Origin of the sequence: Marinobacter persicus, from assembly GCF_002934325.1 — a bacterium.
Taxonomy (GTDB): domain Bacteria; phylum Pseudomonadota; class Gammaproteobacteria; order Pseudomonadales; family Oleiphilaceae; genus Marinobacter; species Marinobacter persicus_A.
Genome location: NZ_PTIV01000010.1, coordinates 43,338 through 69,004 on the forward strand (window position 1 = coordinate 43,338; position 25,667 = coordinate 69,004).

Below are 25,667 nucleotides of genomic sequence, written 5' to 3' on the forward strand. Positions count from 1 at the left end.
CCCGAACGAATCACCTGGAGTTAATGCCCTTGCAAACCCAACGATTCCACCTCAAACACACAGCGCTGGCCCTGGCTTTCGCCACATTCGCGACAGGTTCCGCGCTGGCCCAGACGCAACCCGAGGGCGCCCTGCCCGAAGAGATCCCTGAGCATTATTACCGGGCCGAACTGGTGATTCTGGAACGCGTGATTGACCCTGCCCTGGTTGAGGAGAAAATGGCCGGCAAGCAGGTGGAGCCTCCGGTCAGCTCCGACACCAACCTTTGGGTGGAAGGCGAAAACAACACCCGTTCAACGGATCTGGAGCTGGTTGATACCAGCGAGCTTCACCTGAACCAGGCCGTGCAACGCCTGGAGCGCAGTGGCAACTACCAGGTACTGGCGGCGGCAGGCTGGTATCAGGGTTTCCCGCCCGATTATGACAGCGGCCCCATGCGGGTGGCGATGGGCGACTGGCTCGAAGCCGCAGATCAGCGGGAGGTGGATGGCTACATCAGCATCGAGCGCCGGCGTTACCTTCATGTCGGCGTCCACCTGAATCACTGGCAGGTGACGGAAGAAGCACTGCAGGAGGCCCAAGCCCAGACAGAGGCCAATGCGGCCGCCACCGGGCCCACACAGGACGCGGCAACCGGCACACCCGCAGGACAGTCACAACCGACAGAGAACGATCAGGGTCAGCCGAACCCAACGACCGTACCAACTGATTCAGCAGTCCCGGTAAACCCGGAGTTGGTCACCTGGATTCGGGAAACCCGCCGGATGCGCAGCGGGGAGATTCACTTTATCGACTCCCCCACCATCGGCGTACTGGTGTATTTCGAGCCTATTGAGCAGACGGAGCAGGAAGAGGAGTAAGCTGGCCGAGGCCGGCAACCGACTGTTCCAGTATCTGCTTGACCCCGGACATGCCCTGGTTGATCGCCTCTTCGATCTCCGCCATGGTGATGATGTCCTCGGTCTTGCCCGCGGCCCAGTTGACCACCAGCCCCAGACACACGTACCGCATGCCCAGCTCGGCCGCCAACACGGCCTCGGGCATGCCAGTCATACCCACCAGATCGCACCCATCCCGCTCAAGGCGCCGAATCTCTGCCGCAGTTTCCAGTCGGGGGCCCTGGGTGGCGCCGTAAACGCCAAAATCCGAGAATGACACGTCGAGCTCCCGCGCAGCGGCAATCAGCTGCTCACGGGCGGAATCATCATAGGGATGGGTAAAGTCAATGTGGGTAACATGCTCCAGATCGCCTTCGAAAAAGGTGCTGGCGCGGCCCCAGGTGTAGTCAATCAACTGGTCGGGCACGACAACCTGCGCCGGCCCCATCTCTGAATGAATCCCACCAACAGCATTGACACCCACCACGGTACGAACACCGGCGTCGTACAGGGCCTGTATGTTGGCCCGGTAATTAACCTGGTGCGGCGGGATACGATGCGGGTTGCCGTGACGGGCCAGAAAAATCACCGGCTGCTTGCCCAGGCTGCCAAATACCAGCTTGTCGGAAGGCTCGCCCCACTGATTCGGGGTGGCCTGCTCACGCTCAATTGCCAGATCTTTGAGGGTGGTCAAGCCGGTTCCCCCAATAATTCCAACCGGCGGGGTCTGTTCAGACGGATTCATTCACCTTCTCCTGACTCGGATTCACCATCAGACGGGGCATCACCCGATTTCGTGTTGTCACTCGACTTCCTGGCCTCGGCCGGCTCTCTGGAGTCCCGTGTTTGATCTCGCTCCTCACTGGCCAACCGGACCCCATCGGGCAGATGCAGCGTACGGGTCGGGAAGGCCACCTCGGCACCGTAACTCTCGATAATGTCACTGATCCTCAACAGGATCTCCTCCTTCACCTGATGGAAGCGGACCCAAACTGTGGTCTTGGTAAAGGTGTACACCATGATATCCAGTGAGGAGGCGTTGAACGTGAGGAAATTGACGATCAGGGTCTGATCGGTATCAATTTCGTCGTGGTTCTCCAGCATGTCGCGGATATCATCCACGATCTTCTTCATGGAGCGGACATCGGCATAGCGAATACCGATAGTCTCGTAGATACGACGGTTATGCATGCGAGAGGGGTTTTCCACCGCAATCGTGGTAAAGGTGGAGTTGGGCACATACAGTGGCCGCTGATCAAAGGTACGAATGGTCGTCAGGCGCCAGCCAATCTGCTCCACGGTGCCCTCAATCTCACGGTCGGGGGAGCGAATCCAGTCGCCGACCTTGAAAGGCCGGTCCAGGTGAATAATGAACCCGCCAAAGAAGTTGGCCAACAGGTCTTTGGCGGCAAAGCCGATGGCAATACCACCCACGCCACCAAAGGCCAGTACACCGGAAATACTGAAGCCCAGTGTCTGCAGGGCCGTCAGGATGGCGGTGATCGCAATGACCGCCCGCAGCAGTTTGCTGATGGCATTCACCGTGGTGAAGTCCATCGGCTTACGCATTTTCAACGGCGATACCAGCGTACGCTCAACCTGTTTGACCAGGCCAAACAACGCCCAGACCACCACCAGGATAAAACCTACCTGCAGCATGGTGGCGTTCGCCTTGAACACCTCCGCCTCGGAAAACCGATGGGCAACTTCCGCGGCCCAGTAAACACCCTGCAGCCAGACAAAGGCCACCATCGGCCTGCGGGCCGCATGCAATATCGCGTCATCCCAGAGGTTGCTGGTTTTGGCGAACTTTTTCTCCAGCCGAAGGATAATCCGACTGACCGCAAAGGAAACAATGGCCGTGGACAGGACCACCACGAAAACCAGAATGCCCGCCCGCCAGGCTTCTGACAGCAAGCCGAACTCTTTGATCCAGCTGTTCAGGTGGCTCACCATTTCGCCGATCATGCTCTTCCTCTGAAACGTCCGTTCACTGAATTATGACCCGCATACCGGGCTCGACCTGTTCAAACAGTTCAGCAATATCATGATTGCGCATGCGGATACAGCCATGACTCCGGGCAACACCCATCGGCTCGGTATCCGGAGTGCCATGAATGTATATGAAGCGTCGGAAGGTATCCACACCGGGGCCACGATTCACTCCCCACTCCCGACCACAGAGCCAGAGAATGCGGGTCAGTATCCAGTCCCGTTGCGGATGGGCGCGCGCCAGGTCCGGGGAGTAGCATTCCCCCGTGGGGCGCCGGGCGATGAAGACCGTATTCAGGGGAGCATTTCCGCCAATCCTGGCCCGGATGTAGTGCTCACCCCTGGGGGTACAGCCGCTGCCGTCCTGTTCGCCAGCCCCATTCAAGGCCGTGGAGACCGGGTAACACTGCCCGACCGTACCGTCAGCGGCCACCAGCTCCAGCGTCTGGGCCTCCAGGTTGATTCGAATGAGTGCACTGCCGGGAAATGTGATCGTCACTGGGTGACCGGTGGTAGTGTCTGCATTTTGTCGGGGGCCTTCATGCCTGCCGCCAGGAAAGGCACCAGGCGGGCCGCGATTTCCTGGACGCTGGTCTCCACCCCGATCTTGGTCTCCAGGATATCAATCAGCGCATCGCTACTGGACATGGTAAAGGCCGTTGCCCCCAGCATGAACTGGATGCGCCAGTAACGGTCCACGGCTGACAGCTCCGGCGTCGCTTCCTTCAGCAGGCGCATGAACCGCCCGAAGGTGTCACTGTATTCCTGCTCCAGGAATTTACGCAAATGGCCCTGGGACTGAGTGTAGGCGAGGCCCAGCAGGCGCATGAAAATGGAGATTCCCCGTTCATTGCGTTGCGGCATGCGCGCGGCACTCTCCGCCAGGGCCCACAGCAGCCTGTCGAGTGTGGGCACGGCACCTTCGGCCTCCGCCTCGAGGTCGTCAAAGACTTCATCGAGCGTGGCCGAATACGGCGTCAGGAAGCGGGCAAATACCGCGTGAATCAGGGCATTCTTGGAGCCAAAGTGATAGTTCACCGCAGCAAGGTTTACCTTCGCCTTGCTGGTGATCATTCTCAGGGATGTTTCCGAGAAGCCTCGATCTGCAAACAGGACCTCAGCGGCATCAAGAATTCGGTCAACGGTATCGGACTGAGCCATGGGTGCGGGGCCTTAAGGGAATTTGTTTGAAACCTACGTTTGAAACGCTCCGGTGTCAAGCGCCGCTCTGTGGTTCTGCCGCCACGTCCTGCCAACCGTTATCAATGGCCTGCTGGTTACTGTCAAAAAAAGCCTTCTGCACCCGGGTGTAGGCTTTTTCCGCTTCCAGCAGGTAGATCAGGTACAGGCGCACACGGTCCCGGCGAGTCAGCCACAGTGGCAGCATGTGGTGTTCCGACATCTGAACCAGTTGCCGGAACCGTGGGTGGCGTAGCGCGTGGTTATAATCCGCCATGCGCACGCATTGCCACACCAGGCCGTCTTTGCCTTCCAGGTGCTCGGCGTGTTTGCGGGCATCCCTCATCATTCGTTGGCGTTTGAACAGCAGGTCCAGGTAGGAGGGCTTGGCGGAGTACAACCGCCGCACAAAAGGCACACCCAATAGCAGGATAATCACGAAAGCGCCAAAGCCGCCACCGGCCAGCCAGGCAGGCACATAGCCGGTCAATCCACTGAGGAATACCGAGGCCGCCGCCAATGCACTGAACACCCAAAGATCCCGATTACGCCGGGCTGCGGCCATTTCGAAGTTATCGGGCCAGTCAGCCATCGACAGCAGGTTGAAGTCCAGCAACAGCACCCGGTCACACTGTTTCAACAACAACCGACGCTGCCGTTGACTGGACTCTGCCAGGGACTGTTCGATGTCCTGCGATTCAGACTCACCGGCTTCTTCACTCTCCTCATCCTGCTCGGTGATCTCTTCCTGTTCTTCTTCAACGTCCACTGTGTTTTCGGCGTCAGGACCGGCCTGCGACTCTGCCGGAGCCTTGGAAGGATCATGGTTCTGCGGGGCCACTGACGTACCAGCTTGAACCGCCGGCTCCTTTACCGGGTCAGCTGCGCGCCCCGGGTGCAGGACTGCCCCCGGAGTCTCGGTTTTGCTGTCAGCCGCGGTATTTTGTGCCATGCCAGTGTATGCCTGTCTGTCTTCTTTAATAAAGTATCGACGTTTCAGGGCAATTCTTGAACGCCCTTTTTTACAAGGGGTCTGGTATTCTGTCGCCCCAGAACCCATTTACGCAGGAGATCCGCCATGTTCACAGGTATTGTTCAGGGTGTCGCCGAAATTGATCACATCACCGAAGCTCCAGGCCTTAATACCCTGGCGATCCGGTTTCCTGAAGGCACGGTGGAGCATGTAACAACCGGCGCCTCTGTTGCGATCAACGGCACCTGCCTGACCGTTACCCGTCAGGAGAGCAATATACTGTTTTTTGACGCCATGCAGGAAACCCTGCGGCTAACCACCCTGGGTGACCTGGGCGAAGGTGATGGCGTGAATTTCGAGCGGGCAGCCCGAATCGGCGACGAGATCGGCGGGCACCTGCTCAGCGGTCACATTCATACTACCGCCGACATCGTGGAAATTGTTCATTCCGAGAACAACGTCACGCTCTGGTTCGAGGTACCACACGACTGGGCAAAATACGTGTTCGCCAAGGGCTACATCGCCATTAACGGCGCCAGCCTGACCATTGGTGAAGTGGCCGGCAACCGTTTCAATGTCCACCTGATTCCCGAAACCCTACGGGCCACCACGTTTGGCACCGCCCGGGAGGGCCAGCGCGTCAATATCGAGATCGACAGCCAGACCCAGACCATTGTCGACACCCTGGCGCGGATGGGCTACGACCAGCCCGCCCGGTAATTTACCGGGCCCTGGCCGCCTTTCTGAACGCCCGGTAGACGGTAAAACGCCGATCCTGGGCGAGTTTTTCCACCGGGCCCACGTAACGCTGGATCAGTGCCTCGTACGGCAGGAAGCTGTTCGCCACCAGGCGCAGCTCTCCCCCGGCTTCCAGGTGCCGGGCAACCTGGGCCAGGAACTGCTCGGTCATGGAGGTGTCTGTTTTCACCCCACTGTGGAAGGGCGGGTTGCTGACCACCGCCTGCCATCGGCCTTCGATCCCGGCCAAGCCATCGGAAGGGATAATCTCGCCCTGCACCTGGTTCCGTTCGTAGGTCGCCCGGGCACAGGTAACCGCCTGGGCCTGGACATCGATACCATCGACAATGCCGGGCGTTTCCCCCCTGGTTTTCCGGAAGGCTTGCAGCCAGCTGCCGATCACGCCGGCCCCACAGGCAAAGTCCAGCACCCGATCTCCCTTGAGAGGCTGTTCCGCGAGATTTTCCAGTAACAAGCGGGTACCGGCATCGAGTTCCGCCTGGCTGAAAATACCCGGCATTCCGGCCACTGGCCACTCAATTCCGGCGCAGCTCAGCGACTGCCACTGGACCCACTCCATCATGTCAAAGCGATCCAGGGGCTGATGATTGCTGCCCGCCCACACCTGGCAATGGCGGGCGCTGTCGACCTTGCCGGCGTCCTCGGTGGCAAGCTGGAAGGGCTTGGCAGCACCGGCAATGCCTTCTTTCTTGCCTCCAATCAGTACCAGCCGGGCACCTTCGCGCCCCAGGTAGCGAGCCATGGCAAGGCGCAGTTCCAGTTCCGCCCTTACCTTGGGCATAAACACAATCACGGTATCGCAGCAGCCAGATTCCAGCCCGGCGCACTGGTAGCCAAAGCAAGCCTGCCAGCCTGCCTGGTCCGCCAGCCGGGCGAACACACCGGCGTGTTCACTCATGGCAATGCCGGGAGCCGGACATAGCGGCAGCAGTGCCGGGTCTGTCACACCCAGCAGAGCTACCTGGCCTTCCAGCAAATCGGCATTACGAAGCAACACTTCATGGGTATTGGAGAGTGTTGCCATCAGTGAATAACCGCCTCCGGCGTCTGGTGCATGGTCGCCTGGGCAAGATCCAACAGCTCCCGCAAGGCCACGGAGAACATCGCGTACTCAGGTTCACGCACGCCTTTGAGTTCAGCCAGCATGCTGTTCCAGCGCTCAATCATCGACTGGTACTTCTGCTCCCAAAGCTGAACACTTTCCGGAATGTTCTCGGCCTTCTCGGCACTAATCAGCACACCGGTTGTAAGGGCACGCTGCTGCCACTCCAGGTCTTCCCGGAAGCTCTCACGCGCCAGGGCCTGCCAGTGGGAACTCGGCTGAAGGTTGGCGATGGCCTCGCCAAACCAGTTCAGGTCAAGGCGGTCTCCCAGGTCGTAATAGAGGTTGGCCACGGATTTCAGAGGCATACCGGTTGTTTCCTGGGCCTCGATGATGCCCAGGGAAGAATACAGGTAACCGGTGCCAGCCAGTACCGAGGCCAGGTCCTTCGGAATGCCCGCTTCGGCAAGTTCATCGTGGCGGCTCTCCCAGCTGGCCCGGGCCTGGTCCCCAAGGTACTCCGGCAGGCCGGAAGTAATGGCCCAGACACCGTCGGCAAAGCGCTCAATGTGACTCTGGATGTTCAGTTCTGCCCGACGGTTGCGCAACAGCCAGCGCACGGCACGGCGAATCAGGCGCATCAGGTTCTGCATCAACTCCAGCTGCAGCTTGGCGGAGACGTGATAATCCAGGGATTCGATCTTGTCCCACCAGCTGTCCAGACGGAACACATCCCGGGCGATGATCCACGCCAGCGCGATGGACGGTGCATCGGCGCCCGTAGACTGGTTCAGCCGCTCCACAAAGGTGATACCCATGTGATTCACCATATCGTTGGCGATCTGGGTGGCGATGATTTCCCGGCGCAGCTGGTGCTCACCCAGCTCCTTCGAGAACTTCTGGTTCAGGGCCTGGGGGAACACTTTGTACATTTCACCGGCCAGCAGCGGATCGTCCGGCAGGTTGCTGTCGATCAGTGTCTGCTTCAGGTCACCTTTGACGTAGGAAATCAGCACCGACAGCTCCGGCCGGGTCAGCCCCTTGTTGGCCAGCTTGCGCTCGCTCAAGGTTTCATCGTCCGGCAGGAATTCCAGGCTCCGGTTCAGTTTGCCCTCGCTTTCCAGGGTATTCATCAGGCGCCGGTATTCCTCCAGCCGGGTAGAGGTATCTGCACTGGCGATACTCAGGGCCTGGGTCTGGCGATAGTTATTCTTCAACACCAGGGCCGCGACGTCATCGGTCATTTCCTCCAGCATGACGTTACGCTGCTTGCCGGTCAGGTCGCCCATGGCCACTGCCCGGTTGAGCAGGATCTTCATGTTGACTTCGTGGTCCGAGCAATCCACACCGCCGGAGTTGTCGATGAAATCGGTATTCAGGCGGCCACCCTTGAGGGCATATTCAATGCGCCCCAGCTGGGTAATCCCCAGGTTGCCACCTTCGCCAACGACCTTGCAGCGCAGTTCCTTGCCATTGATGCGCAGGGCATCGTTGGCCTTGTCGCCGACATCCGCGTGGCTTTCATCGCTACCCTTCACGTAAGTGCCGATGCCACCTACCCAGAGCAGGTCCACCTGGGCCTTGAGGATATGGCCAATCAACATGTTCGGCGGAACCCGGTCGGCCTTGATGCCCAGCAGCTTTTTCATTTCTGGACTGACCGGAATGGATTTGGCGCTGCGGCTGAACACGCCACCACCCTTGGAAATCAACTTGGGATCGTAGTCGGTCCAGGCGGAGCGTGGCATCTCGAACAGGCGCTTGCGCTCCTTGTAGCTCTTCTCGGCATCCGGTTCGGGATCGACAAAGATGTGAACATGGTTGAAGGCCGCCACCAGGCGGGTCTTCTCGGAGGACAACAGGCCATTGCCGAACACGTCACCGCCCATATCACCAATACCAATGGCGGTGAACTCGTCCACGGCCGGGTTAATACCCATTTCCCGGAAATGCCGCTCGACAGACACCCAGGCACCGCGGGCGGTAATGCCCATTTTCTTGTGGTCATAGCCGTTGGAGCCGCCGGAGGCAAAGGCATCGCCCATCCAGAAGCCATACTCGGCGGCCAGACCATTCGCGATATCGGAGAAAGTCGCCGTGCCTTTGTCGGCAGCCACTACCAGATAGTGGTCGTCTTCATCCTGGCGCACGACTTTCTCCGGTGGCTGAATACCACCGTCCACCAGGTTATCGGTGATGTCCAGCAGACCCCGGATAAATGTCTTGTAGGCAGAGATACCCTCGGCCTGGAAGGCCTCCCGGTCGGAGGGATCGGGCAGCTGCTTGGCCACGAACCCGCCTTTGGCGCCAACCGGCACAATGACGGCGTTTTTGACCTGCTGGGCTTTCACCAGGCCCAGGATTTCAGTGCGGTAGTCCTCGAAGCGATCGGACCAGCGCAGACCACCCCGGGCAACTTTGCCGCCCCGCAGGTGCACACCTTCCACCCGGGGGGAGTAGACAAAGATCTCGTACGCCGGCAATGGCAGCGGCACATCAGGAATCCGTGTCGGATCGAACTTCACACTGATGTAGGGTTTGGGCTGCCCGTCAGCATCCGGCTGGTAATAGTTGGTTCTCAGGGTCGCCTGCATCAGTTCCAGGTACAGGCGCAACACGCGGTCTTCGCTGAGATTCTCGACCTCATCCAGACCGGCGTTAAATTCGATTTCCAGCTTCTGCTGGGCGGCCTCGCTCTTCGCCCGGCTCTGGAAGCGATCCGGATTGAAGCGGGTATCAAAGTACTCCAGCAACGTGCGGGTCAGGTTAACGTGGTTAACCAGCGTGTTGGAGATAAAGGTCTGACTGTTGGAGATGCGAATCTGGCGCATGTAACGGGCGTAGGTACGCAACAGGGCAATCTCACGCCAGCTCATGTAGGACGACAACAGCAGACGGTTAAAGGCGTCACTCTCTGCTTCGCCATACCAGACCTTGCGGAACAGGTCCTCAAAGATCGGCCGGACACGATGAATGTCCACCACCGCGCCAGTCTCGGTCTGCAGGGTGAAATCGTGAATCCAGACAATCTTGCCGCCGTGGTCACGCACCTCGAAGGGGTGTTCCCCCAGTACGCGGAAGCCCAGGTTGTCGAAAATCGGCATGACATCGGACAGCGGCAGCGGCTCATCCGGATAGAAGAGTTTGAAATGCAGAATGCTTTCATCCTCTTCCAGGGCCCGGTAAAAGCTCATGGCCAGATCGTCATTGCTCGCTGAACTGGAGATATGGTCCAGGTCGATCGCGGCACGCCGGGCCGAGAACATGTCTTTGTAGCTGGCCGGGAAACCACCACCCCAGATCCGGTACAGCTCATTGCCCTGCTCTTCGCCATAGGCTTCGCTCAGGGCTTCGCTCAAGCCATCCCGCCAGGATTGTGCGAGCTCGATCACCCGGTTACGAATCTTGGTGACCGGCACCTCGCGGTTCTCCATCTGGGGCACGCGGATGGTGAACTGGACGCGGGCCAGCACCGATTCCGAGAAATGGGTGACAAATTCAATGTCTTCCGCTTCCAGCTCCTCAATCAACACCCGCTCAACTTTCAGGCGCAATTCCGTGTTGTAGATATCCCGGGGGAAGAACGCCAGGCAGGTGACAAACTGGCCGTAGACATCTTCCCGCATGAACAGCTCGATGCGCCGACGCTCCTGGATGTAGAGGATGCTCTTGGCCACCTTGAGCAGTTCGTTGGACTCAATCTGGAACAACTCATCCCGGGGATACAGGGTCAGGATCTGTTCCAGTTCACGACCGGCGTAGTCGTCCGCCAGGAAACCGGAACGCTCCATGACCGCCCGGGATTTACGGCGCAGCAAGGGGATCTCGACGGGCCGCTCGTTGTAGACCCGGGCGGTATAAAGGCCCAGGAACCGGCGCTCACCCACAACCTCGCCTTTGCTGTCGAATTTTTTCACCGCGATGTAATCGGGGTAAGCCGGACGGTGAACCCGCGAGCGCTGGGCCGATTTCGCGAAGATGAAGACATCATCGGTACGCGTCATCTCATGCCGTGTGCGCTGGGGCAGCTCATTCAGGCGCACCTTGTCAGAGCGCTCGTTGTTCACTCGCAGGATACCCAACTCTGAATTGTCGACCCGGCGCACTTCCATGCCATTCTTGTCTGACACGAAATCGTATTCGTCATAGCCCAGGAAGGTGAAATGATCGTCCGCCATCCACTTCAGAAACGCCTGGGCTTCTTCGCGGTCGTCTTTGGAGATACCGGCCGTGGTGCCCTCCAGTTCCTTGCAGATCTCCCGGACACGATCCTGCATGACACCGAAATCGCCCACCGCGATCCGCACTTCATGCAGAACGGCCTGAAGTTCTTCCTCCAGTGAGCGTAAGTCCTTGGGATCGCTGTGACGGTCAATCTCAAGAACAATAAACGCTTCAAAGCCGGCTCGTTCAGAGGCTTTCTTCGCAGGGTTGGGATACAGCTTTTTCAGCTTGCCACCGGTGTCCCGTTCAACCTGGAAAATGGAATGTTGCAGTGAATGCGTACCGATGTCCCGGCGATTGATCGCCATCCGCAGGGAATCGATCAGAAACGGCATGTTCGGATGCAAAATGAAGATGACCGTGTGGGTGGACTGCCAACCGTCACTTTCCAGTTCCGGATTGAAAACGGCCACCGGCGTTTCTTCGGCATCGCGCTTCTGAAGGAACTGCCAGGCCGCCAGGACTGCACCGTAAGTATCTGAAAAACGGCGACTGACCAGTTCTTCCAGTGGAATATGGGCGTAATGCTGACGGGCAAACTCAGTGACCTTTTTCGCCTCGGTCTTGGGAAGCTTGTCCGTGAACGCATCAGCCAGTTGTTCGAAAAACTGTTCCTTGCTGGCGATAGTCAGCGCATTCATATTCCAACCTCTGGTTTTTTATGTGAAATAAGGGTAATTCATTCATGCTGCCATAAGCATAGTCAAGCCCTTGATTTTTGCCGAGATGCCACGAAAACTGCGGCAATTACCTAGACGCTTTTTCGTCTTCTGCAACTGACCAGCAACCAAGGGCTTAACACCTCATGTCGTTACAGCAAACGTTCGGTGATCTGAAAACCCAGCTCAGTCAACGCATCATCGGCCAGGAAGCCCTTGTTGAACGGCTTCTTGTTGCCCTGCTGGCCGATGGCCACCTGTTGGTGGAGGGCGCGCCCGGCCTGGCCAAGACTACGGCCATCAAGGCCCTGGCCGATCACCTGGAAGGCGATTTCCATCGCATCCAGTTCACGCCGGACCTGCTGCCCTCCGATGTGACCGGCAGCGAGATCTACCGCGCCGAAACTGGTCATTTCGAATTCCAGCGCGGCCCTGTGTTCCATAATCTGCTTCTTGCCGACGAAATCAACCGGGCTCCGGCTAAAGTCCAATCCGCTTTGCTGGAAGCCATGGCGGAACGCCAGGTCAGCGTGGGTCAGAAAACCTTCCCGTTGCCCGGACTTTTCATGGTCATGGCCACCCAGAACCCCATTGAGCAGGAAGGCACCTACCCCCTGCCCGAGGCCCAGCTGGACCGTTTTCTGATGCATGTGATGATTGACTACCCCTCGGCAGAGGCAGAAAAACGGATTCTGCACCTGGCGCGCGACGATTACCGGCACGGCGTCCCCAAGGCCGACATTCGCCTGACCGAAGAAGACGTCATGTCCGCACGTCGCGCCGTGGCCGACATCTACATGTCCGAGCCGGTTGAGCAGTATCTGCTGGCACTGATTCTCGCCACCCGGGATGCCGCCACCCTGGACCCGGAGCTGGCCCAGTGGACCGCCTTTGGAGCCAGCCCCCGGGGCACCATTGCCCTTGACCGCTGTGCCCGCGCCCTGGCCTGGCTGGACGGACGGGACTATGTCACTCCCGATGATGTTCGTACCATGGCGTTCGATGTATTACGCCACCGCATTCTCCTTACCTTCGAGGCAGAAGCAGAAGGCCTGACCGCCGACGATGTACTACAGCGACTGATTGAGCGGGTACCGGTAACCGCTTGATCCCATGGACCTGACGCAGGTAGAGCCAATGTCCGCCCCCAGTGAAGCGACTCACGTTACATTGAGCGACCTGGTCCGACTCCAGGCCGACGCCCGTGCCCTGCGCCTGCCTTCGGTAAAACCGGCGCGCAGCCGCCAGGCAGGCCTGAAACAGTCACGCCAACGAGGCCGGGGCATGACCTTTGCCGAGGTGCGCCCCTATCAGCCGGGCGACGACATTCGCAGCATCGACTGGCGGGTAACTGCTCGGCGCCAGTCCCCACACACCAAGATCTACGAAGAAGAGCGGGAACGGCCAGTCCTGCTGGTTGCCGACCTGGGTCCCACCCTGTTTTTTGCCAGTACCGGCGCCTACAAACAGGTACGTTGCGCGCAACTCAGTGCCCTGCTTGCCTGGCTGGCGCTAAGGGCCGGTGACCAGGTGGGCGGACTGGTGTTCAACGAAACCACCCTGGAAGTCGTCCGGCCCGCCCGCCGGAAAAAATCGGTGCTGCGGCTGCTGGATCACCTGGCGCGTCAACAGCACCAGCCGGGATCGGCACCTGCAAACGCCACCCCTGCCAACCGGCTGGACGTCGCTCTGGCCGAAGCGCGTCGGGTGGCGCATACAGGGAGCAGGATTTTCGTCATCAGCGACTTCATGACGCCTGGTGAGAACACCCGGAACCTGTTGGGCCAGCTTGGCCGACATAACACCGTTACCGCGATCCGCATTCAGGACCCACTGGAAAAGCAGTTGCCCGAAAAGGGCCGATACGCCGTTGCCGGGCCGGATGGTCCGCTCTGGTTTGACGCCGGCAACCCGGTGTTCCGGGAAGCCTGGCAGCAAAAAGTGGATAGCCATGAGCAGCAACTCAACGAGTGCTTTCGCACCACCGGCGTGGGTTTTACCACGGTCGTTACCGGCGAAGCGCCCACTGAATCGTTACGACGGCTGCTCGGGCCAGGGGGGCGCATCCCGTGAACGGTCAGGATCCGCTCTCGCAATTGCGCGATATCCAGTTGCCTGAAACCGGCGGCTGGTGGCCGCCCGCACCCGGTTGGTGGGTCCTTGCGATCCTGCTATTCCTGTTAGTGGTGGGCTCCCTGCTCTGGTGGCGCCGCCGGCGTCGCCACACCCAATGGCACCGGGACGCGATGGCCGAACTCCGGCAACTGGAACAACGCGCCGAGCCCCACCCCGACTGGTTTGGCGAGCTCAATACCCTACTCAAGCGGGCCGCCCGACACGCTTTCCCAGAGCGACGGCCGGAATCATTGAGTGGCAACGCCTGGCGTGATTTCCTGCTTGAAACCATGCCACTGGGTACCGGCGACGAAGAAGCCATCCAGGCCATGATCACCGCCTGCTGGCAGCCAGTCCCGACCCTGCCGCCCACAGAGGCCACGGACATCGCCAAAGCCTGGCTGGAGGCGCGATCATGATCACGCTGGCCTACCCCTGGTTATTGTTGCTGGTGTTATTGCCCTGGTTGCCCTTTGTCCGCAGGCCGCATCGGCAGAGCGTCGAGGCACCGGTGTTGCCGATCGGTCACTGGTTAACGTCCATGCCCGGTGTCAGCACCCATGGCCAGGGCACACCCCGGTGGCGGCGGGCACTGATGCTTCTTGCCTGGCTCTGCCTGGTGCTGGCCCTGGCACGCCCCCAACATGTGGGTGAACAGACGCAACTGCCGGTCACCGGTCGCGATCTGATGCTGCTGGTGGACATCTCGCCCAGTATGGAAGAGCGGGACATGATCCAGCAGGGGCGAAGCCTGAACCGGCTGCAGGCGGTCAAACGGGTACTGGACGATTTCATCACCCGGCGCGAAGGCGACCGTCTGGGGCTGATTCTGTTTGGCACCCGACCTTACGTGCAAGCCCCGCTGACGTTTGACCGTGAAACCGTAAGAACGCTGCTGCATGAAGCCGGACTGGGCATGGCCGGCCGCGCCACCGCCATTGGCGATGCAGTCGGCCTGGCCGTCAAAAGGCTGCGTGAACGTCCCCGGGAACAACGGGTGGCTATCCTGCTGACAGACGGCGCCAATACCGCTGGTGAAGTCACTCCGGACAAGGCAGCTGAGATCGCCCGCGCGGCAGCTGTGCGGCTTTACACCGTGGGCATTGGCGCAGAATCCATGATCCAGCGGGGCATCTTTGGCAACCAGCGGATAAACCCATCCCGGGACCTCGACGAGGGCCTGCTCACACGTATGGCCCAGCAAACTGGAGGCCGGTATTTCCGGGCACGCAACCTGGAGGAACTGGAAGGGATTTACGATACCATCAACCAGCTGGAACCGATTGAACAGGACGGACAGACCTACCGCCCGGTTAAAGACCTGTATGTCTGGCCCGCCGGCCTGGCCACCCTGCTGGGGCTGTTGTTGCTGGCCAGCCGCCTGGGCGGTGGGCACCGGCGCAACAGGGCCAACGCGGAGGCCAGCCATGACTGACTTTCATTTCCTGCGACCGCTCTGGCTCACGTTACTGCTACTCCTGCCATTGCTTTACGCACTCCGACACCGACTGAACCAGCAGGAAACCGGCTGGCAGGCTCACATTCCCGCCCGCTTGCTCAAGCCACTGATCCCGAACCGGGAGGGGCCGGAAGCGCATCAGCCCCGGCGCTCACCGTTGCTCGCCCTGAGCCTCGCCTGGATAACCCTGGCCATCGCCCTGGCCGGCCCAAGCTGGCGCGAGGCACCGACCCCCCTGAAACAGTCCGAGGACAGCCTGGTATTGGTTCTGGACCTGTCACTATCCATGCTCGCCACCGATGTCCAGCCGGACCGACTGACCCGTGCCAAACGCAAGATACGGGACATCCTGGCCGCGCGGGAGGACGGCCTGAATGCCCTGGTGGTCTATTCCGGCGACGCCCATGTAGTCACGCCCCTGACCCAGGACACCCGGACCATTGAGGCTTTATTGGACGTGCTGGAACCCGTGATCATGCCCGCCCAGGGCAATCGGGCCGACCTGGCCATCAAACAGGCCATCGAGTTACTCAGGCAAGGGGCCATTGGCCAGGGCCGCATCCTGTTGCTGACCGACCAGGTTAACGACGCCTACCGAGAACGGATAACTCGCGATCTTAACGCAACCGATTACAGCCTGAGCACGCTGGTGGTGGGTACCCGAGAGGGCGGCCCCATGCCGCTGGCCCAACGGGGTTTTATTCGCGATGGAGAGGAAATTGTCATAGCCAGGGCCGAACCAGAGGGGTTGGCCAGTCTGGCGGAAACCAGCGGCGGCCAAAGCCATGTTCTAACCCTTGATAATACCGACATCCAGGCCCTGAACCTGACAACGACCCAAACCGGTGAATGGACCGATGCCGAGGACGGACTGAGCGCCAACCGCTGGCAGGATGACGGCTACTGGCTGCTCTGGCTGGCTGCCCCGCTCCTGTTACTGGCCTGGCGGCGGGGCGCGTTTGCCATACTGGCGTTGGCACTGCTGCCCATGGCGCTGACGCCCAGACCGGCGCAGGCACTGGATTGGGCGGGGTTGTGGCAGCGGGAAGACCAACGAGCCCCGGAGCTGATTGAACAGGACCCGGAGACGGCCGCCCGGCAACTGGAACAGCCCGGCTGGAGAGGCACGGCGCTCTACCGGGACGAACAATACGAATCAGCCGCCCAGGCCTTTGCCAAACAACCCGGGGCCATCGGCCACTACAATCGTGGTAACGCCCTGGCCCGGGCCGGCAAGCTGGAACAGGCCATCAGTGCCTATGATGAGGCCCTTCAGGCCAACCCGGAACTGGAGGCCGCCCGCGAAAACCGGCAACTGGTCAAACGGGCGCTGGAGCAGCAACAGCAACAGCAACAGCAACAGCAACAGCAACAGCAACAGCAACAGCAACAGCAACAGCAACAGCAACAGCAACAAGATGGTGGCAATGGCAACGAGGGCCAGCAACCATCACAGCAAACCGAACCGGATCAGAAGCCCGAAGAGCGGGCGGCCAAACCGTCGCAAAGCCAGGAGCCCGACAACGAACCCGGACGTGGCAATCAGCCTGCCCCATTGGCGGATGACACACTGGACCAGGGCCAGGAGCAGTGGCTAAGGCGCATTCCCGATAACCCGGGCGGCCTGTTACAGCGCAAATTCCTGCAACAGCACGAACAACGCCAAACGGCGACCGATGAAGGCGATACCCCATGGTGAAAAACGTACTCTGCACCCTGCTCACTCTGGCAAGCCTGCTCGCGGCATCCCTGCCGGTCACGGCGCAAAGCCGGGACGCCTTCCTTGAGCTCTCCGCGGACAAAGCCGAAGTCTATGTCCAGGAACAGCTGATCCTCAGTGTGCAGCTGTATTTCTCCGGAGCATTGGTCCAGGGCGAACTGTCCGAACCCTCGCACCCGAATGCCATCATTGAAAGGCTTGGCAGCCAGCGGGAATCGGTGCAGTTCCGGGACGGCGTCCGGTATCAGGTCATCGAACGGCGTTATGCCATTTTCCCCCAACGCCCGGGTACGCTCACACTGCCGGCCATCCACTTCGAAGGCCATGTCCGTGATTCCTCAAGGCGACTGCAGGCGGTTAAAGACCGTCAACAACTTTACGATGTACCGGTGAAGCCAATACCCGATGCTTATCCAGCCAACACACCATGGCTGCCCGCCCGCGATGTAACCTTAACCAGTGACGGCCTGCCGGCATCGAAGGAACTGGAGGCAGGACGAAACCTGACACGTCAGCTCACCCTGGAGGTGAACGGACTGCCAGCAGAAGCCCTGCCTGCATTCCCGCAAACCGGCTCGCCGGCAATCCGTCAGTACCCGGATCAGCCGGAACGGCACACACAGGCCTCGCCCGACGGGCTGCAGGGAATTCTCCAGCAAAGCTTTGCGCTGGTTCCGGTAGAAGCCGGGCCGGCTTCGGTGCCGGAGTTGACGGTGTATTGGTGGAATACCCAAACCGATCGGCTTGAACAGGCAGCATTACCTGCCCGGAACTACCAGATCAGCGGTTCCCAGCCGTCGTTGGAAGCGCCGGCCCCAGCCGACACACCGACCATGGATGCGGAGGATGCGCCGGGCACCAACAAAGAGGCGGAAAATCACGACATGTCAGTCTGGTTCTGGAGCACCCTTCTGTTCGCTGGCCTGTGGCTGGCAACGCTCGTGCTCTGGTGGCGTACCAGGGGACCAGCGGATAAAGCACGGAGAAAGCCCGCTCAGCAAACCCATGAAACGGACAAACAGGCCTATGAGCGATTGATCCAGGCGATCAAAGACAGCTCTCCCCGCACCTCCGCACTTCTGGTGCACTGGGCCATCCAAAAGTACGCCGGAAAACGCTTTGTCACTACCCAGGATGTGCTTCGTTACTTAAGGGATGCGGAGCTGGAAGCCGCCTTGACGGCCTTTGAGGAAAGCCTGTTCTCGATGAAGGGCCAGGACCAGCCAGTGCCGAAGGCACAAAGAGAGCGCCTGATTCAGGCAATCGAGAAGGCAAAGCGAGGAAACGCCGGGACGACAAAGCCCACTGGCCTGCCGCCTCTCTACCCGCCGGGACTGTCAGGGTGACAGCCTCGACGGGTACAACATTCATCAGTTGGTGAGCTGCTCGTCAATGACCAGCAGTACAGGCTGCCCCTGTTCTCCAGGAGCCATAACGCTGGCCTGCACCTGACCCTGCCAGTCACCCGGCTGAGGCTGCACACTGCCGGTGCGGCTCAGGCGCGCAACGACGGTCACCTCTTGCTGTCCGGAAATGGCGGCTTGAGGCGACATCGCGTAATTGTCATCCAGGCGAATGTCCGCCGGCAGATTACCAGCCGTCATCCGCGCCACCGCCAGCGGTGGGCCGTCCGATGCGCCAACCGGCCGGGCAAAAATGAACAATGTAGTGTCGTCTGAAACCTGCTGTTTCACGTCCTCGGCCAGGGAAACGCGCAGATCTACCCCTTCGCTGGCCACCGGTTCAGGCGCCTGGGGCACCGGGGGTGTTTCACCCAACCGGCGATAGGCTTCAGCAACACCCTCGCGGATAGAGGCCACCTGGGGGTGATCCGGGGCAACTTCCAGAATGCGCTCCCAGGACTCGATTGCCTCCCGATAGTTTTCCTGGCCAAACGCATAAATGCCTTCCAGGCCCAGCGAATTCACTTCGTCAGGGTTCAATGCCTTGGCTGCCTCAATGGTATCCACCACCTCCGGCGTCATCTGCCCCTGGCTGGCAAAGAACTGTGCCTGGGCCGCCAGACCGAGTGCAGTGGCACGGGCATTGGCATTACCTTCAACCACATCCGCCAGCTGCTGATAGGCGCGGGATGCCTTTTCATACTGTTCTATACGCATGTAAGTCTGGCCCAACATGGCCCAGCCTTCAGCGTTATCGGGGCTTTCCTCCAGGCGATCACGCAACTGCTCCGCCAGCTCCGCCATACGCACGGCCTTGTTGCCGCCGGAGGCTTCCATCTCCTGCATGGTGATGAACTGTTCAACCTGGTCCATCGCGCCCCATTGCTGGTACCCCAGATAGGTACCCACTGGCAGAAAAACCAGGGCAATCAGCGCCACCACGATGGCACTGCGACGACCGGGCACGCGTTTCTCGGGTGCCTGGTTCTCCGGCACGTCATCAAGCATGGCACCGGCCAGTTCCTCTTTGAGCTGATCAAAGCTCTCATCGTCCAGAATGCCGGCTTCATGTTCCCGCTCAAGCTCTTTCAGACGGGAACGGTACGCCAGCAGGTTCTGGTGTCGAAGGTCCGCTTCGATCCGCGCCTTGGGCCGGTGGAAAAACACCGGGTAAAGCACGAAAACAAGCGCAAAAAGAATGAATACCGTTGCGGCAATCCAGAATGTTTCGGTCATGGGTCAGGTTTCGTTATTCGGTACGTGTAAAAACCATTAGCGCGTGGAACGTTCTCAGCCCTTGGCCGATTCGTCGCTCTCACCCGCCAGGATACGTTCGGCCTTGCGTTTGTCTTCCTGGCTGAGGGTTTCGCCCTGCTGTTCACGCTGGCGCGACCGCATGACCACACCAACAACCACCAGGAACCCACCAATCACCGCTATCGCCGGAAAGGCCCAGAGCAGGATGGTGCGCCGGTCCACCGGCGGTTTGTACTGGACAAACTCACCGAAACGGCTCACCAGGGCGTCCACGATTTCCTCGTTGGAAGCGCCGTTTTTCATCATTCGGTAGACTTCATCCCGCATGTCCTGGGAGATCGCAGAATTGGAATCCGCAATGTTGTTGTTCTGGCACTTGGGGCAACGAAGTTCGGCAATCAGATTCTGGTAACGCTGTTCCTCGGCTCGTGTATCAAAGTCGTAAACGTCTTTGACTTCAGCCTGAACCGTGAAACTCAGCGCGAAAAGAGCGAACAACAGGATCGGAAAACGGCGCATCAGCTATTACCCTTCGCTTTGTTGATCACTGGCAACAACTCCTGTTCCCAGACTTTCTGGTTCACAACTCCGACATGGCGATACTGGACCACGCCGTCGGCATCAATCACGAAGGTTTCGGGTGCGCCATAAACCCCCAGGTCAAAGCCCAGTTTGCCCTTGGGATCGAAGATAATGGTTTCGTAGGGATTGCCCAGCTGATTCAGGAAACGGAAGGCCGCCTCCCGCTCATCCTTGTAGTTGAGCCCAACAATCCGCACGCCCTTGTCCTTCGACAAACGCATCAGGTACTTGTGCTCGTCCCAGCAGGAGGGGCACCATTCCGCCCAAACATTCAGCAATGACACCTCACCCTTGAGCAGCGACGTATCCAGGCGGCGCTCCGGGTCATTCAGGCTTTCCAGGCTGAATTCAGGTACCGGCTTACCGATCAGTACCGACTCCAGCCGGGTGGGATCCTTGCCAATACCGGCGAAAAGGAACACGCCGACAGCGATCGCCACAATCAGCGGCAAAAACAGAAACAGGCGCTTCATGAGGTCACCTCAGCCGTTTTTCCCGAAGCATCCGGTTGAATCACCTTGGCTTCCTTCTCTTTGTTCACGCGGATCCGGTAACGCTTGTCGGCAATGGCCAGGAAGCCACCCAACGCCATCACCAGGGCACCCAACCACAGCCAACGCACCAGCGGTTTGTATTGCACCCGGATGGCCCAGGCTTCGTCGCTGATGCGCTCACCAATGGCCACAAACACATCCCGGAACAGACCGGCATCAATGTCGGCCTCGGTCATCATGCTCATGCCAACCGTGTAGTTACGCTTTTCAGGATGCAGTTCGGACACCTGTTTGCCATCCAGGTACACATCGAAGCTGCCATATTCAGAGGTGTAGTTGGGGCCTTCACGCTGACCAATGTCGGTGAACACAATCCGGTAATCCCCCACCATGGCGGAATCCCCCGGTTGCATGCGTACATCCCGCTCAATACCGTAGTTCGAGACGATGGTGGCACCGGCCATCACCATGGCCACGCCCAGATGCCCGAGCACCATGCCCCAGTAGCTGCGAGACTGGCGACGCAGGCCATACAACCGGCCATTACGCGACGACGACTTGTCCCAGATATCCCAGAAGGTGGCCACCGTCACCCAGACGGCTGTAAACACACCCAGGAAAGCCCAGGGCGTAAAGCCTCCATAACCGATCATGACAGCCGCCGTAATAGCGGTACTCAGGGCCAGGGGCCAAAGCAGCTTACGCGCCAGCCAGCCGCCGTCGGTTTTCTTCCAGCGGGAGAAAATTCCCACACCCAGCAGCAAGCCCGTCGCCACGGCCAACGGACTGAAGGTGGTATTGAAGAACGGCTCACCGATGGACAGCTTACCCATCTCCAGATAATCCAATACCAACGGATACAACGTGCCAATGCCCACCAACGCGGTGGCTGACACCAGCAACACGTTGTTGAACAGCAGGAAGACTTCCCGGGAGAGGGAGCCGTAACGGGAGCGCACGTGCACCACCGGCGCCCGGAACGCATAAAGCACCAGGCTGGCCACTACGGTAATACCCAGCAGCATCAGCAGGAAGCTGCCCCGCTCCGGGTCAGAGGCAAATGCATGCACGGAAGTAAGAACGCCGGAGCGAACCAGGAAGGTACCCAGCAGGCTCAAGGCAAAGCTGACAATCGCGAGCAACACGGTCCAGCTTTTGAACACACCACGTTTCTCGGTGACCGCCAGCGAATGCATCAGGGCGGTGCCGGACAGCCACGGCAACAGGGACGCGTTCTCGACCGGGTCCCAGAACCACCAGCCGCCCCAGCCAAGCTCGTAATAGGCCCACCAACTGCCGAGGGCTATACCGACGGTCAGGAATGCCCAGGCCACCGTCGTCCAGGGCCGCGACCAGCGCGCCCAGGCCGCATCCAGCCGACCATTAATCAACGCGGCAATGGCAAAGGCAAAGGCCACCGAGAAGCCCACATAGCCCATATAAAGCATGGGCGGGTGCATAATCAGGCCAATGTCCTGCAGCAGCGGGTTCAGGTCACGGCCATCGGCGGGAATATTGGGAAGCAGGCGATCAAACGGGTTGGAGGTGATGATCACAAACAGGAAGAAACCGACAGCGATCATACCCAGCACGGAGAGCACCTGGGAGATCATCACCGACGGCAGTTTGCGACTGAATATGGTAACGGCGAGGGTCCAGCCCGACAGCATCAGCGCCCATAACAGCAGCGAGCCTTCATGGCCGCCCCAAACGGCGCTGAACTTGTAATACCAGGGAAGCATGCTGTTGGAATTGTTGGCCACGTAGGCGACCGAGAAGTCATCCACCAGAAATGCGTGCGCCAGAATGGCAAAAGCCAGACCGGTGAACACGAACATGCCCGAAGCCAGTGGCCTGGCGAAGGCCTGGAGGCTATCTCGCCCGGTCAGGGCACCAACCAGGGGCACAACAGAGAGAAGCACTGCCAGCAACAGCGCAAGAATCAGTGCAAGCTGTCCGAGTTCCGGATACATCAAGCTTCCCCAATTTCAGGTGTACGTTGAAAGATTAATAGGAGGCGCTCTGTGCGGCTTTTTCCGCATCAGCCCGACTCTTCTCGGCACGCTCCAGGGAGTCCGCAACTTCCGGCGGCATATAGTTTTCATCGTGCTTGGCCAGGACCTGATCGGCCACGAATAGCCCCTCGGAGTTCAGGCGGCCCATGGCAACGACGCCCTGCCCTTCCGCAAACAGGTCCGGCAGAATGCCGTCATACTGCACCGGTACCGACGCCGAGTAATCGGTTACCCGGAACTGTACCTTCAGACTGTCCGACTCACGCTGGACACTGCCCTCTTCCACCATGCCACCGGCCCGGATCCTGACATCCGTCGGCGCCTCCCCGGCGGCGATCTGGGTCGGGTCATAGAACAGGTTGATGTTCTGACGCAGGGCGTACGTGGTGAGGCCCACCGCGATAGCAATACCCGCCATCAGGAAGACCACAATCGTCAGTCGTTTTTTTCGAATTGGATGCATGAATTATCGCCTGTCAGTCCTGGGAAACTTCTACTCGTGTAAAGGTGGCTGACGCCTTTTGTCTGACATCCTGCCCGGAAGTTCCCTGCTGTTGCTCAAAACGGCGCTTGCACCCTTCGATGACGGCCCGGTTGCGCCTGGCCGACCAGAACATCATGCCGGCCACGAAGACCACAAACACCGCATAGCAGGTCCAGACATAGGGGCCGTGACCTTCCATTGCGAGAAATGCTGAAAAGGAGTCGAATGCCATGGATCAGCGCCCTCCCGCCATAATCATATCTTTTACCCAGCGGGTTCTCTGTTCCCGCACCAGAATCTCGGTTTTCATCCTCAGACAGGCCAGCCAGCCGAAAAGCAGGTACAGCCCCGCAATGGACAACAGCAAAGGCACCAACATTTCCGTTGGCATTGATGGCTCCTCAGTCAGCTTCAGGGTGGCGGGCTGGTGCAAGGTGTTCCACCACTCCACGGAGTATTTGATGATGGGGATGTTCACCACGCCCACCAGCACCAGGACCGCGACGGCGCGAGCGGCGGATTTTTCATCGTTGATGGCCCGGTCCAGGGCAATCACGCCCCCATAAAGGAACAGCAAAATCAACATGGAGGTCAGGCGTGCATCCCAGATCCACCAGGTGCCCCAGGTGGGCTTGCCCCAGACAGCGCCGGTAAACAGCGACAGAAAGGTAAACACCAGCCCTACCGGCGCCACGGCTTTCACGAACACATCCGCCAGTTTCATTCTCCAGACCAGGGTAACGACACCCGCCGCAGCCATCATGATGTACATGGACTGGGCCAGGAAAGCGGTGGGCACATGAATGAAGATAATCCGGTAGCTATTACCCTGAAGGTAATCCTTGGGCGCGAATGCCAGCCCCCACACCAGGCCGGCCAGCAACAACATCAACCCTGCCACCAGCAGCCAGGGCATAAACCGGGTTGCGATCCCGTAAAACCATTTGGGAGAACCCAGCTTGTGAAAAAATTGCCACATCAGTTGGTCACCGTCTTACTGTTTTACTGTTCATTGTTGCCAGCCTCACAGACCGGTCAGCTGTTGGACATACTGATCCGCAACGCCGCCGCCGATGCAAACGGAGCCAGAGTCAGTGCCAGCACCAGAAACGCCCCCATCAAAGCCAGATAGCCGGCCACCGGGGCGCCTTCTGACGCCGCTGCCACCGTTCCCGTGCCAAAAATAAGCACAGGAATGTACAGCGGAATGATCAGCAGTGACAAGAGCACACCCGCCGACCGCAATCCCAGCGTCAATGCCGCCCCAATGGCGCCGATCAGACTGAGAACCGGTGTGCCAATCAGCAGCGTTAGACACAGGATGGCAATAGAGTTCCCTTCCAGGTGCACCATTATGCCCAGTATCGGCGTCAGCAGCACCAATGGCAGACCTGTCAGCATCCAGTGCGCCAACGTTTTCGCCAGCACCAGCAGGAAAAGTGGCTGAGGCTGGAGCACCAGTTGTTCCAGGGTGCCATCATCAAAATCGTGCCGGAACAGGTGATCCAGGGACAGCAATACGGACAAGAGCGCGGCCACCCACAGTATGCCGGCGCCCGACTGCCTGAGAAATTCCACTTCCGGGCTAACCCCCAAGGGGAATAGGGTTACCACCATGACAAAGAACAGCAGGGGGTTGAGCAGATCCTGGCGCTGACGGAAGGCAACGCGCACATCCCGGCTGAACACGGCGATCATGGCCTGCACGGGACCCACCCCGGTTTCCACCGGCTTCAGAACAGCATCCACCTTAGCATTCATGGTTCTGCCCCTGTCCCAGCGTGATCCGATTCATCCCCGGCAACTGCAAATCGTGGTGGGTTGTCACCAGGACCGCCCCACCTTCGGCCGCCCGTTGCTGCAGCAAGGCTTCGATGGCCTGAACACCACTGGCATCAATGGCGGTAAAAACCTCATCCAGCAGCCACAGGGGCTCGTCGGCAATCAGTAACCGGGCCAATGCCACACGTCGCTGCTGGCCGGCAGACAGATTACGGCAGGGCACACGTTCAAAGCCGGCCAGCCCTGTCCCGGCCAGTGCCTGGGATAACAGTTTGTCGCTCACCGGGCGTCGACCCGCCATTAAGGCCCGCAGATTTTCCATCGGCGTCAGCAACGGTTTGATACCCGGACGATGCCCCAGGTACAGGGTGTTGCGCAGGAAAGATTCCCGCTGGCGCGAGCGCGGCTCTCCACACCACAACAAATCACCGGACCAGGCATCATTCAGCCCCGCCAGGATTCTCAACAAGGTGGTTTTACCAGTACCGTTAGGCCCCTCGACACGGGTCACCGTACCGGGCAGTATGGAGAAAGACAGGTTTTGGAAAAGCAAACGTTCGTCACGTTCGCATTCAAGATTGATAGCCTGTAGTAACGGCTCGGACATCTGGGCCCCGTTTTCAGAGCGAGGGATGCACAGCAGGCATCAG

General features: G+C 59.5%; 24 protein-coding genes. 8 read left to right on the forward strand and 16 right to left on the reverse strand.

Features of this window, described 5'->3' with window-relative positions:
- Positions 1 to 23: 23 nt before the first annotated feature.
- Positions 24 to 860, forward strand: coding sequence for a CsiV family protein (locus BY454_RS07340; RefSeq protein ID WP_104415842.1), 837 nt, complete (start codon positions 24 to 26; stop codon positions 858 to 860).
- Here the strand turns inward: BY454_RS07340 and BY454_RS07345 are convergent.
- From BY454_RS07345 to BY454_RS07365, 5 genes are read right to left on the reverse strand one after another with little or no spacing between them, the layout of a single operon-like run.
- Positions 829 to 1,623: an S-methyl-5'-thioinosine phosphorylase gene (locus BY454_RS07345; protein WP_104415843.1), complete on the reverse strand. Its 795-nt coding sequence runs from the start codon at positions 1,621 to 1,623 to the stop codon at positions 829 to 831. The two genes, BY454_RS07340 and BY454_RS07345, sit on opposite strands and share 32 nt — an antisense overlap.
- A complete protein-coding gene (locus BY454_RS07350) occupies positions 1,620 to 2,846 on the reverse strand; it encodes a mechanosensitive ion channel family protein (RefSeq protein WP_104415844.1) in 1,227 nt (408 codons plus the stop codon). The genes BY454_RS07345 and BY454_RS07350 overlap by 4 nt, the downstream gene beginning before the upstream one ends.
- A 22-nt stretch (positions 2,847 to 2,868) precedes the next feature.
- A complete protein-coding gene (locus BY454_RS07355) occupies positions 2,869 to 3,333 on the reverse strand; it encodes a L,D-transpeptidase (protein ID WP_258075591.1) in 465 nt (154 codons plus the stop codon).
- Between the two features lie 32 nt (positions 3,334 to 3,365).
- Positions 3,366 to 4,031 (reverse strand): TetR/AcrR family transcriptional regulator, encoded by a 666-nt coding sequence (locus BY454_RS07360; RefSeq protein ID WP_104415845.1) that lies wholly within the window; start codon positions 4,029 to 4,031, stop codon positions 3,366 to 3,368.
- A 55-nt stretch (positions 4,032 to 4,086) separates the two neighbouring features.
- A complete protein-coding gene (locus BY454_RS07365; protein ID WP_104415846.1) occupies positions 4,087 to 5,001 on the reverse strand; it encodes a hypothetical protein in 915 nt (304 codons plus the stop codon).
- Between the two features lie 126 nt (positions 5,002 to 5,127).
- On the opposite strand from BY454_RS07365, the gene BY454_RS07370 reads away from it, so the two are divergent.
- Positions 5,128 to 5,742, forward strand: a complete 615-nt coding sequence (locus BY454_RS07370; protein ID WP_104415847.1) for a riboflavin synthase subunit alpha — start codon at positions 5,128 to 5,130, stop codon at positions 5,740 to 5,742.
- Position 5,743: 1 nt separating this feature from the next.
- Here BY454_RS07370 and BY454_RS07375 read toward each other — a convergent pair whose 3' ends face one another.
- Entirely contained in the window at positions 5,744 to 6,805 is a 1,062-nt protein-coding gene (locus BY454_RS07375; RefSeq protein ID WP_104415848.1) for a class I SAM-dependent methyltransferase, read from the reverse strand.
- Positions 6,805 to 11,688, reverse strand: a complete 4,884-nt coding sequence (locus BY454_RS07380) for an NAD-glutamate dehydrogenase (RefSeq protein WP_104415849.1) — start codon at positions 11,686 to 11,688, stop codon at positions 6,805 to 6,807. Before BY454_RS07380 ends, BY454_RS07375 begins: the two co-directional genes overlap by 1 nt.
- Before the next feature lie 164 nt (positions 11,689 to 11,852).
- Between BY454_RS07380 and BY454_RS07385 the strand changes: the two genes are divergently transcribed.
- The 6 genes from BY454_RS07385 to BY454_RS07410 are packed head-to-tail and all read left to right on the forward strand — an operon-like array spanning position 11,853 to position 18,346.
- A complete protein-coding gene (locus tag BY454_RS07385) occupies positions 11,853 to 12,815 on the forward strand; it encodes an AAA family ATPase (RefSeq protein ID WP_104415850.1) in 963 nt (320 codons plus the stop codon).
- Positions 12,816 to 12,843: 28 nt separating this feature from the next.
- Positions 12,844 to 13,779, forward strand: a complete 936-nt coding sequence (locus BY454_RS07390; RefSeq protein WP_104415851.1) for a DUF58 domain-containing protein — start codon at positions 12,844 to 12,846, stop codon at positions 13,777 to 13,779.
- Positions 13,776 to 14,240: a DUF4381 domain-containing protein gene (locus BY454_RS07395; protein WP_104415852.1), complete on the forward strand. Its 465-nt coding sequence runs from the start codon at positions 13,776 to 13,778 to the stop codon at positions 14,238 to 14,240. The genes BY454_RS07390 and BY454_RS07395 overlap by 4 nt, the downstream gene beginning before the upstream one ends.
- Positions 14,237 to 15,256, forward strand: a complete 1,020-nt coding sequence (locus tag BY454_RS07400; protein ID WP_104415853.1) for a VWA domain-containing protein — start codon at positions 14,237 to 14,239, stop codon at positions 15,254 to 15,256. Before BY454_RS07395 ends, BY454_RS07400 begins: the two co-directional genes overlap by 4 nt.
- The gene (locus BY454_RS07405; RefSeq protein WP_104415854.1) at positions 15,249 to 16,979 is read left to right on the forward strand and encodes a VWA domain-containing protein; all 1,731 of its coding nucleotides are present in this window, start codon (positions 15,249 to 15,251) and stop codon (positions 16,977 to 16,979) included. Before BY454_RS07400 ends, BY454_RS07405 begins: the two co-directional genes overlap by 8 nt.
- Positions 16,973 to 18,346 carry a BatD family protein gene (locus BY454_RS07410; RefSeq protein ID WP_104415855.1) on the forward strand — a complete coding sequence of 458 codons (1,374 nt, stop codon included), beginning with the start codon at positions 16,973 to 16,975 and terminating at the stop codon, positions 18,344 to 18,346. Before BY454_RS07405 ends, BY454_RS07410 begins: the two co-directional genes overlap by 7 nt.
- 24 nt (positions 18,347 to 18,370) lie before the next feature.
- Here the strand turns inward: BY454_RS07410 and ccmI are convergent, their stop codons facing one another.
- From ccmI to ccmA, 9 genes are read right to left on the reverse strand one after another with little or no spacing between them, the layout of a single operon-like run.
- On the reverse strand, positions 18,371 to 19,639 hold the full coding sequence (ccmI, locus tag BY454_RS07415) for a c-type cytochrome biogenesis protein CcmI (RefSeq protein ID WP_104415856.1): 1,269 nt from the start codon (positions 19,637 to 19,639) through the stop codon (positions 18,371 to 18,373).
- A 54-nt stretch (positions 19,640 to 19,693) separates the two neighbouring features.
- Positions 19,694 to 20,179 carry a cytochrome c-type biogenesis protein gene (locus BY454_RS07420; protein ID WP_104415857.1) on the reverse strand — a complete coding sequence of 162 codons (486 nt, stop codon included), beginning with the start codon at positions 20,177 to 20,179 and terminating at the stop codon, positions 19,694 to 19,696.
- Positions 20,179 to 20,715, reverse strand: coding sequence for a DsbE family thiol:disulfide interchange protein (locus BY454_RS07425; RefSeq protein ID WP_104415858.1), 537 nt, complete (start codon positions 20,713 to 20,715; stop codon positions 20,179 to 20,181). Before BY454_RS07425 ends, BY454_RS07420 begins: the two co-directional genes overlap by 1 nt.
- Entirely contained in the window at positions 20,712 to 22,709 is a 1,998-nt protein-coding gene (locus BY454_RS07430) for a heme lyase CcmF/NrfE family subunit (protein WP_104415859.1), read from the reverse strand. The genes BY454_RS07425 and BY454_RS07430 overlap by 4 nt, the downstream gene beginning before the upstream one ends.
- A gap of 34 nt (positions 22,710 to 22,743) precedes the next feature.
- Complete coding sequence (ccmE, locus tag BY454_RS07435) at positions 22,744 to 23,214, reverse strand: cytochrome c maturation protein CcmE (protein ID WP_104415860.1); 471 nt, start codon at positions 23,212 to 23,214, stop codon at positions 22,744 to 22,746.
- Between the two features lie 13 nt (positions 23,215 to 23,227).
- The gene (gene ccmD, locus BY454_RS07440; protein ID WP_104415861.1) at positions 23,228 to 23,467 is read right to left on the reverse strand and encodes a heme exporter protein CcmD; all 240 of its coding nucleotides are present in this window, start codon (positions 23,465 to 23,467) and stop codon (positions 23,228 to 23,230) included.
- Between the two features lie 3 nt (positions 23,468 to 23,470).
- Positions 23,471 to 24,214 carry a heme ABC transporter permease gene (locus BY454_RS07445; protein WP_104415862.1) on the reverse strand — a complete coding sequence of 248 codons (744 nt, stop codon included), beginning with the start codon at positions 24,212 to 24,214 and terminating at the stop codon, positions 23,471 to 23,473.
- Positions 24,215 to 24,270: 56 nt separating this feature from the next.
- Entirely contained in the window at positions 24,271 to 24,996 is a 726-nt protein-coding gene (gene ccmB / locus BY454_RS07450; protein ID WP_104415863.1) for a heme exporter protein CcmB, read from the reverse strand.
- Positions 24,986 to 25,624 (reverse strand): cytochrome c biogenesis heme-transporting ATPase CcmA, encoded by a 639-nt coding sequence (gene ccmA / locus BY454_RS07455; protein ID WP_104415864.1) that lies wholly within the window; start codon positions 25,622 to 25,624, stop codon positions 24,986 to 24,988. Before ccmA ends, ccmB begins: the two co-directional genes overlap by 11 nt.
- Between the last annotated feature and the right edge of the window lie 43 nt (positions 25,625 to 25,667).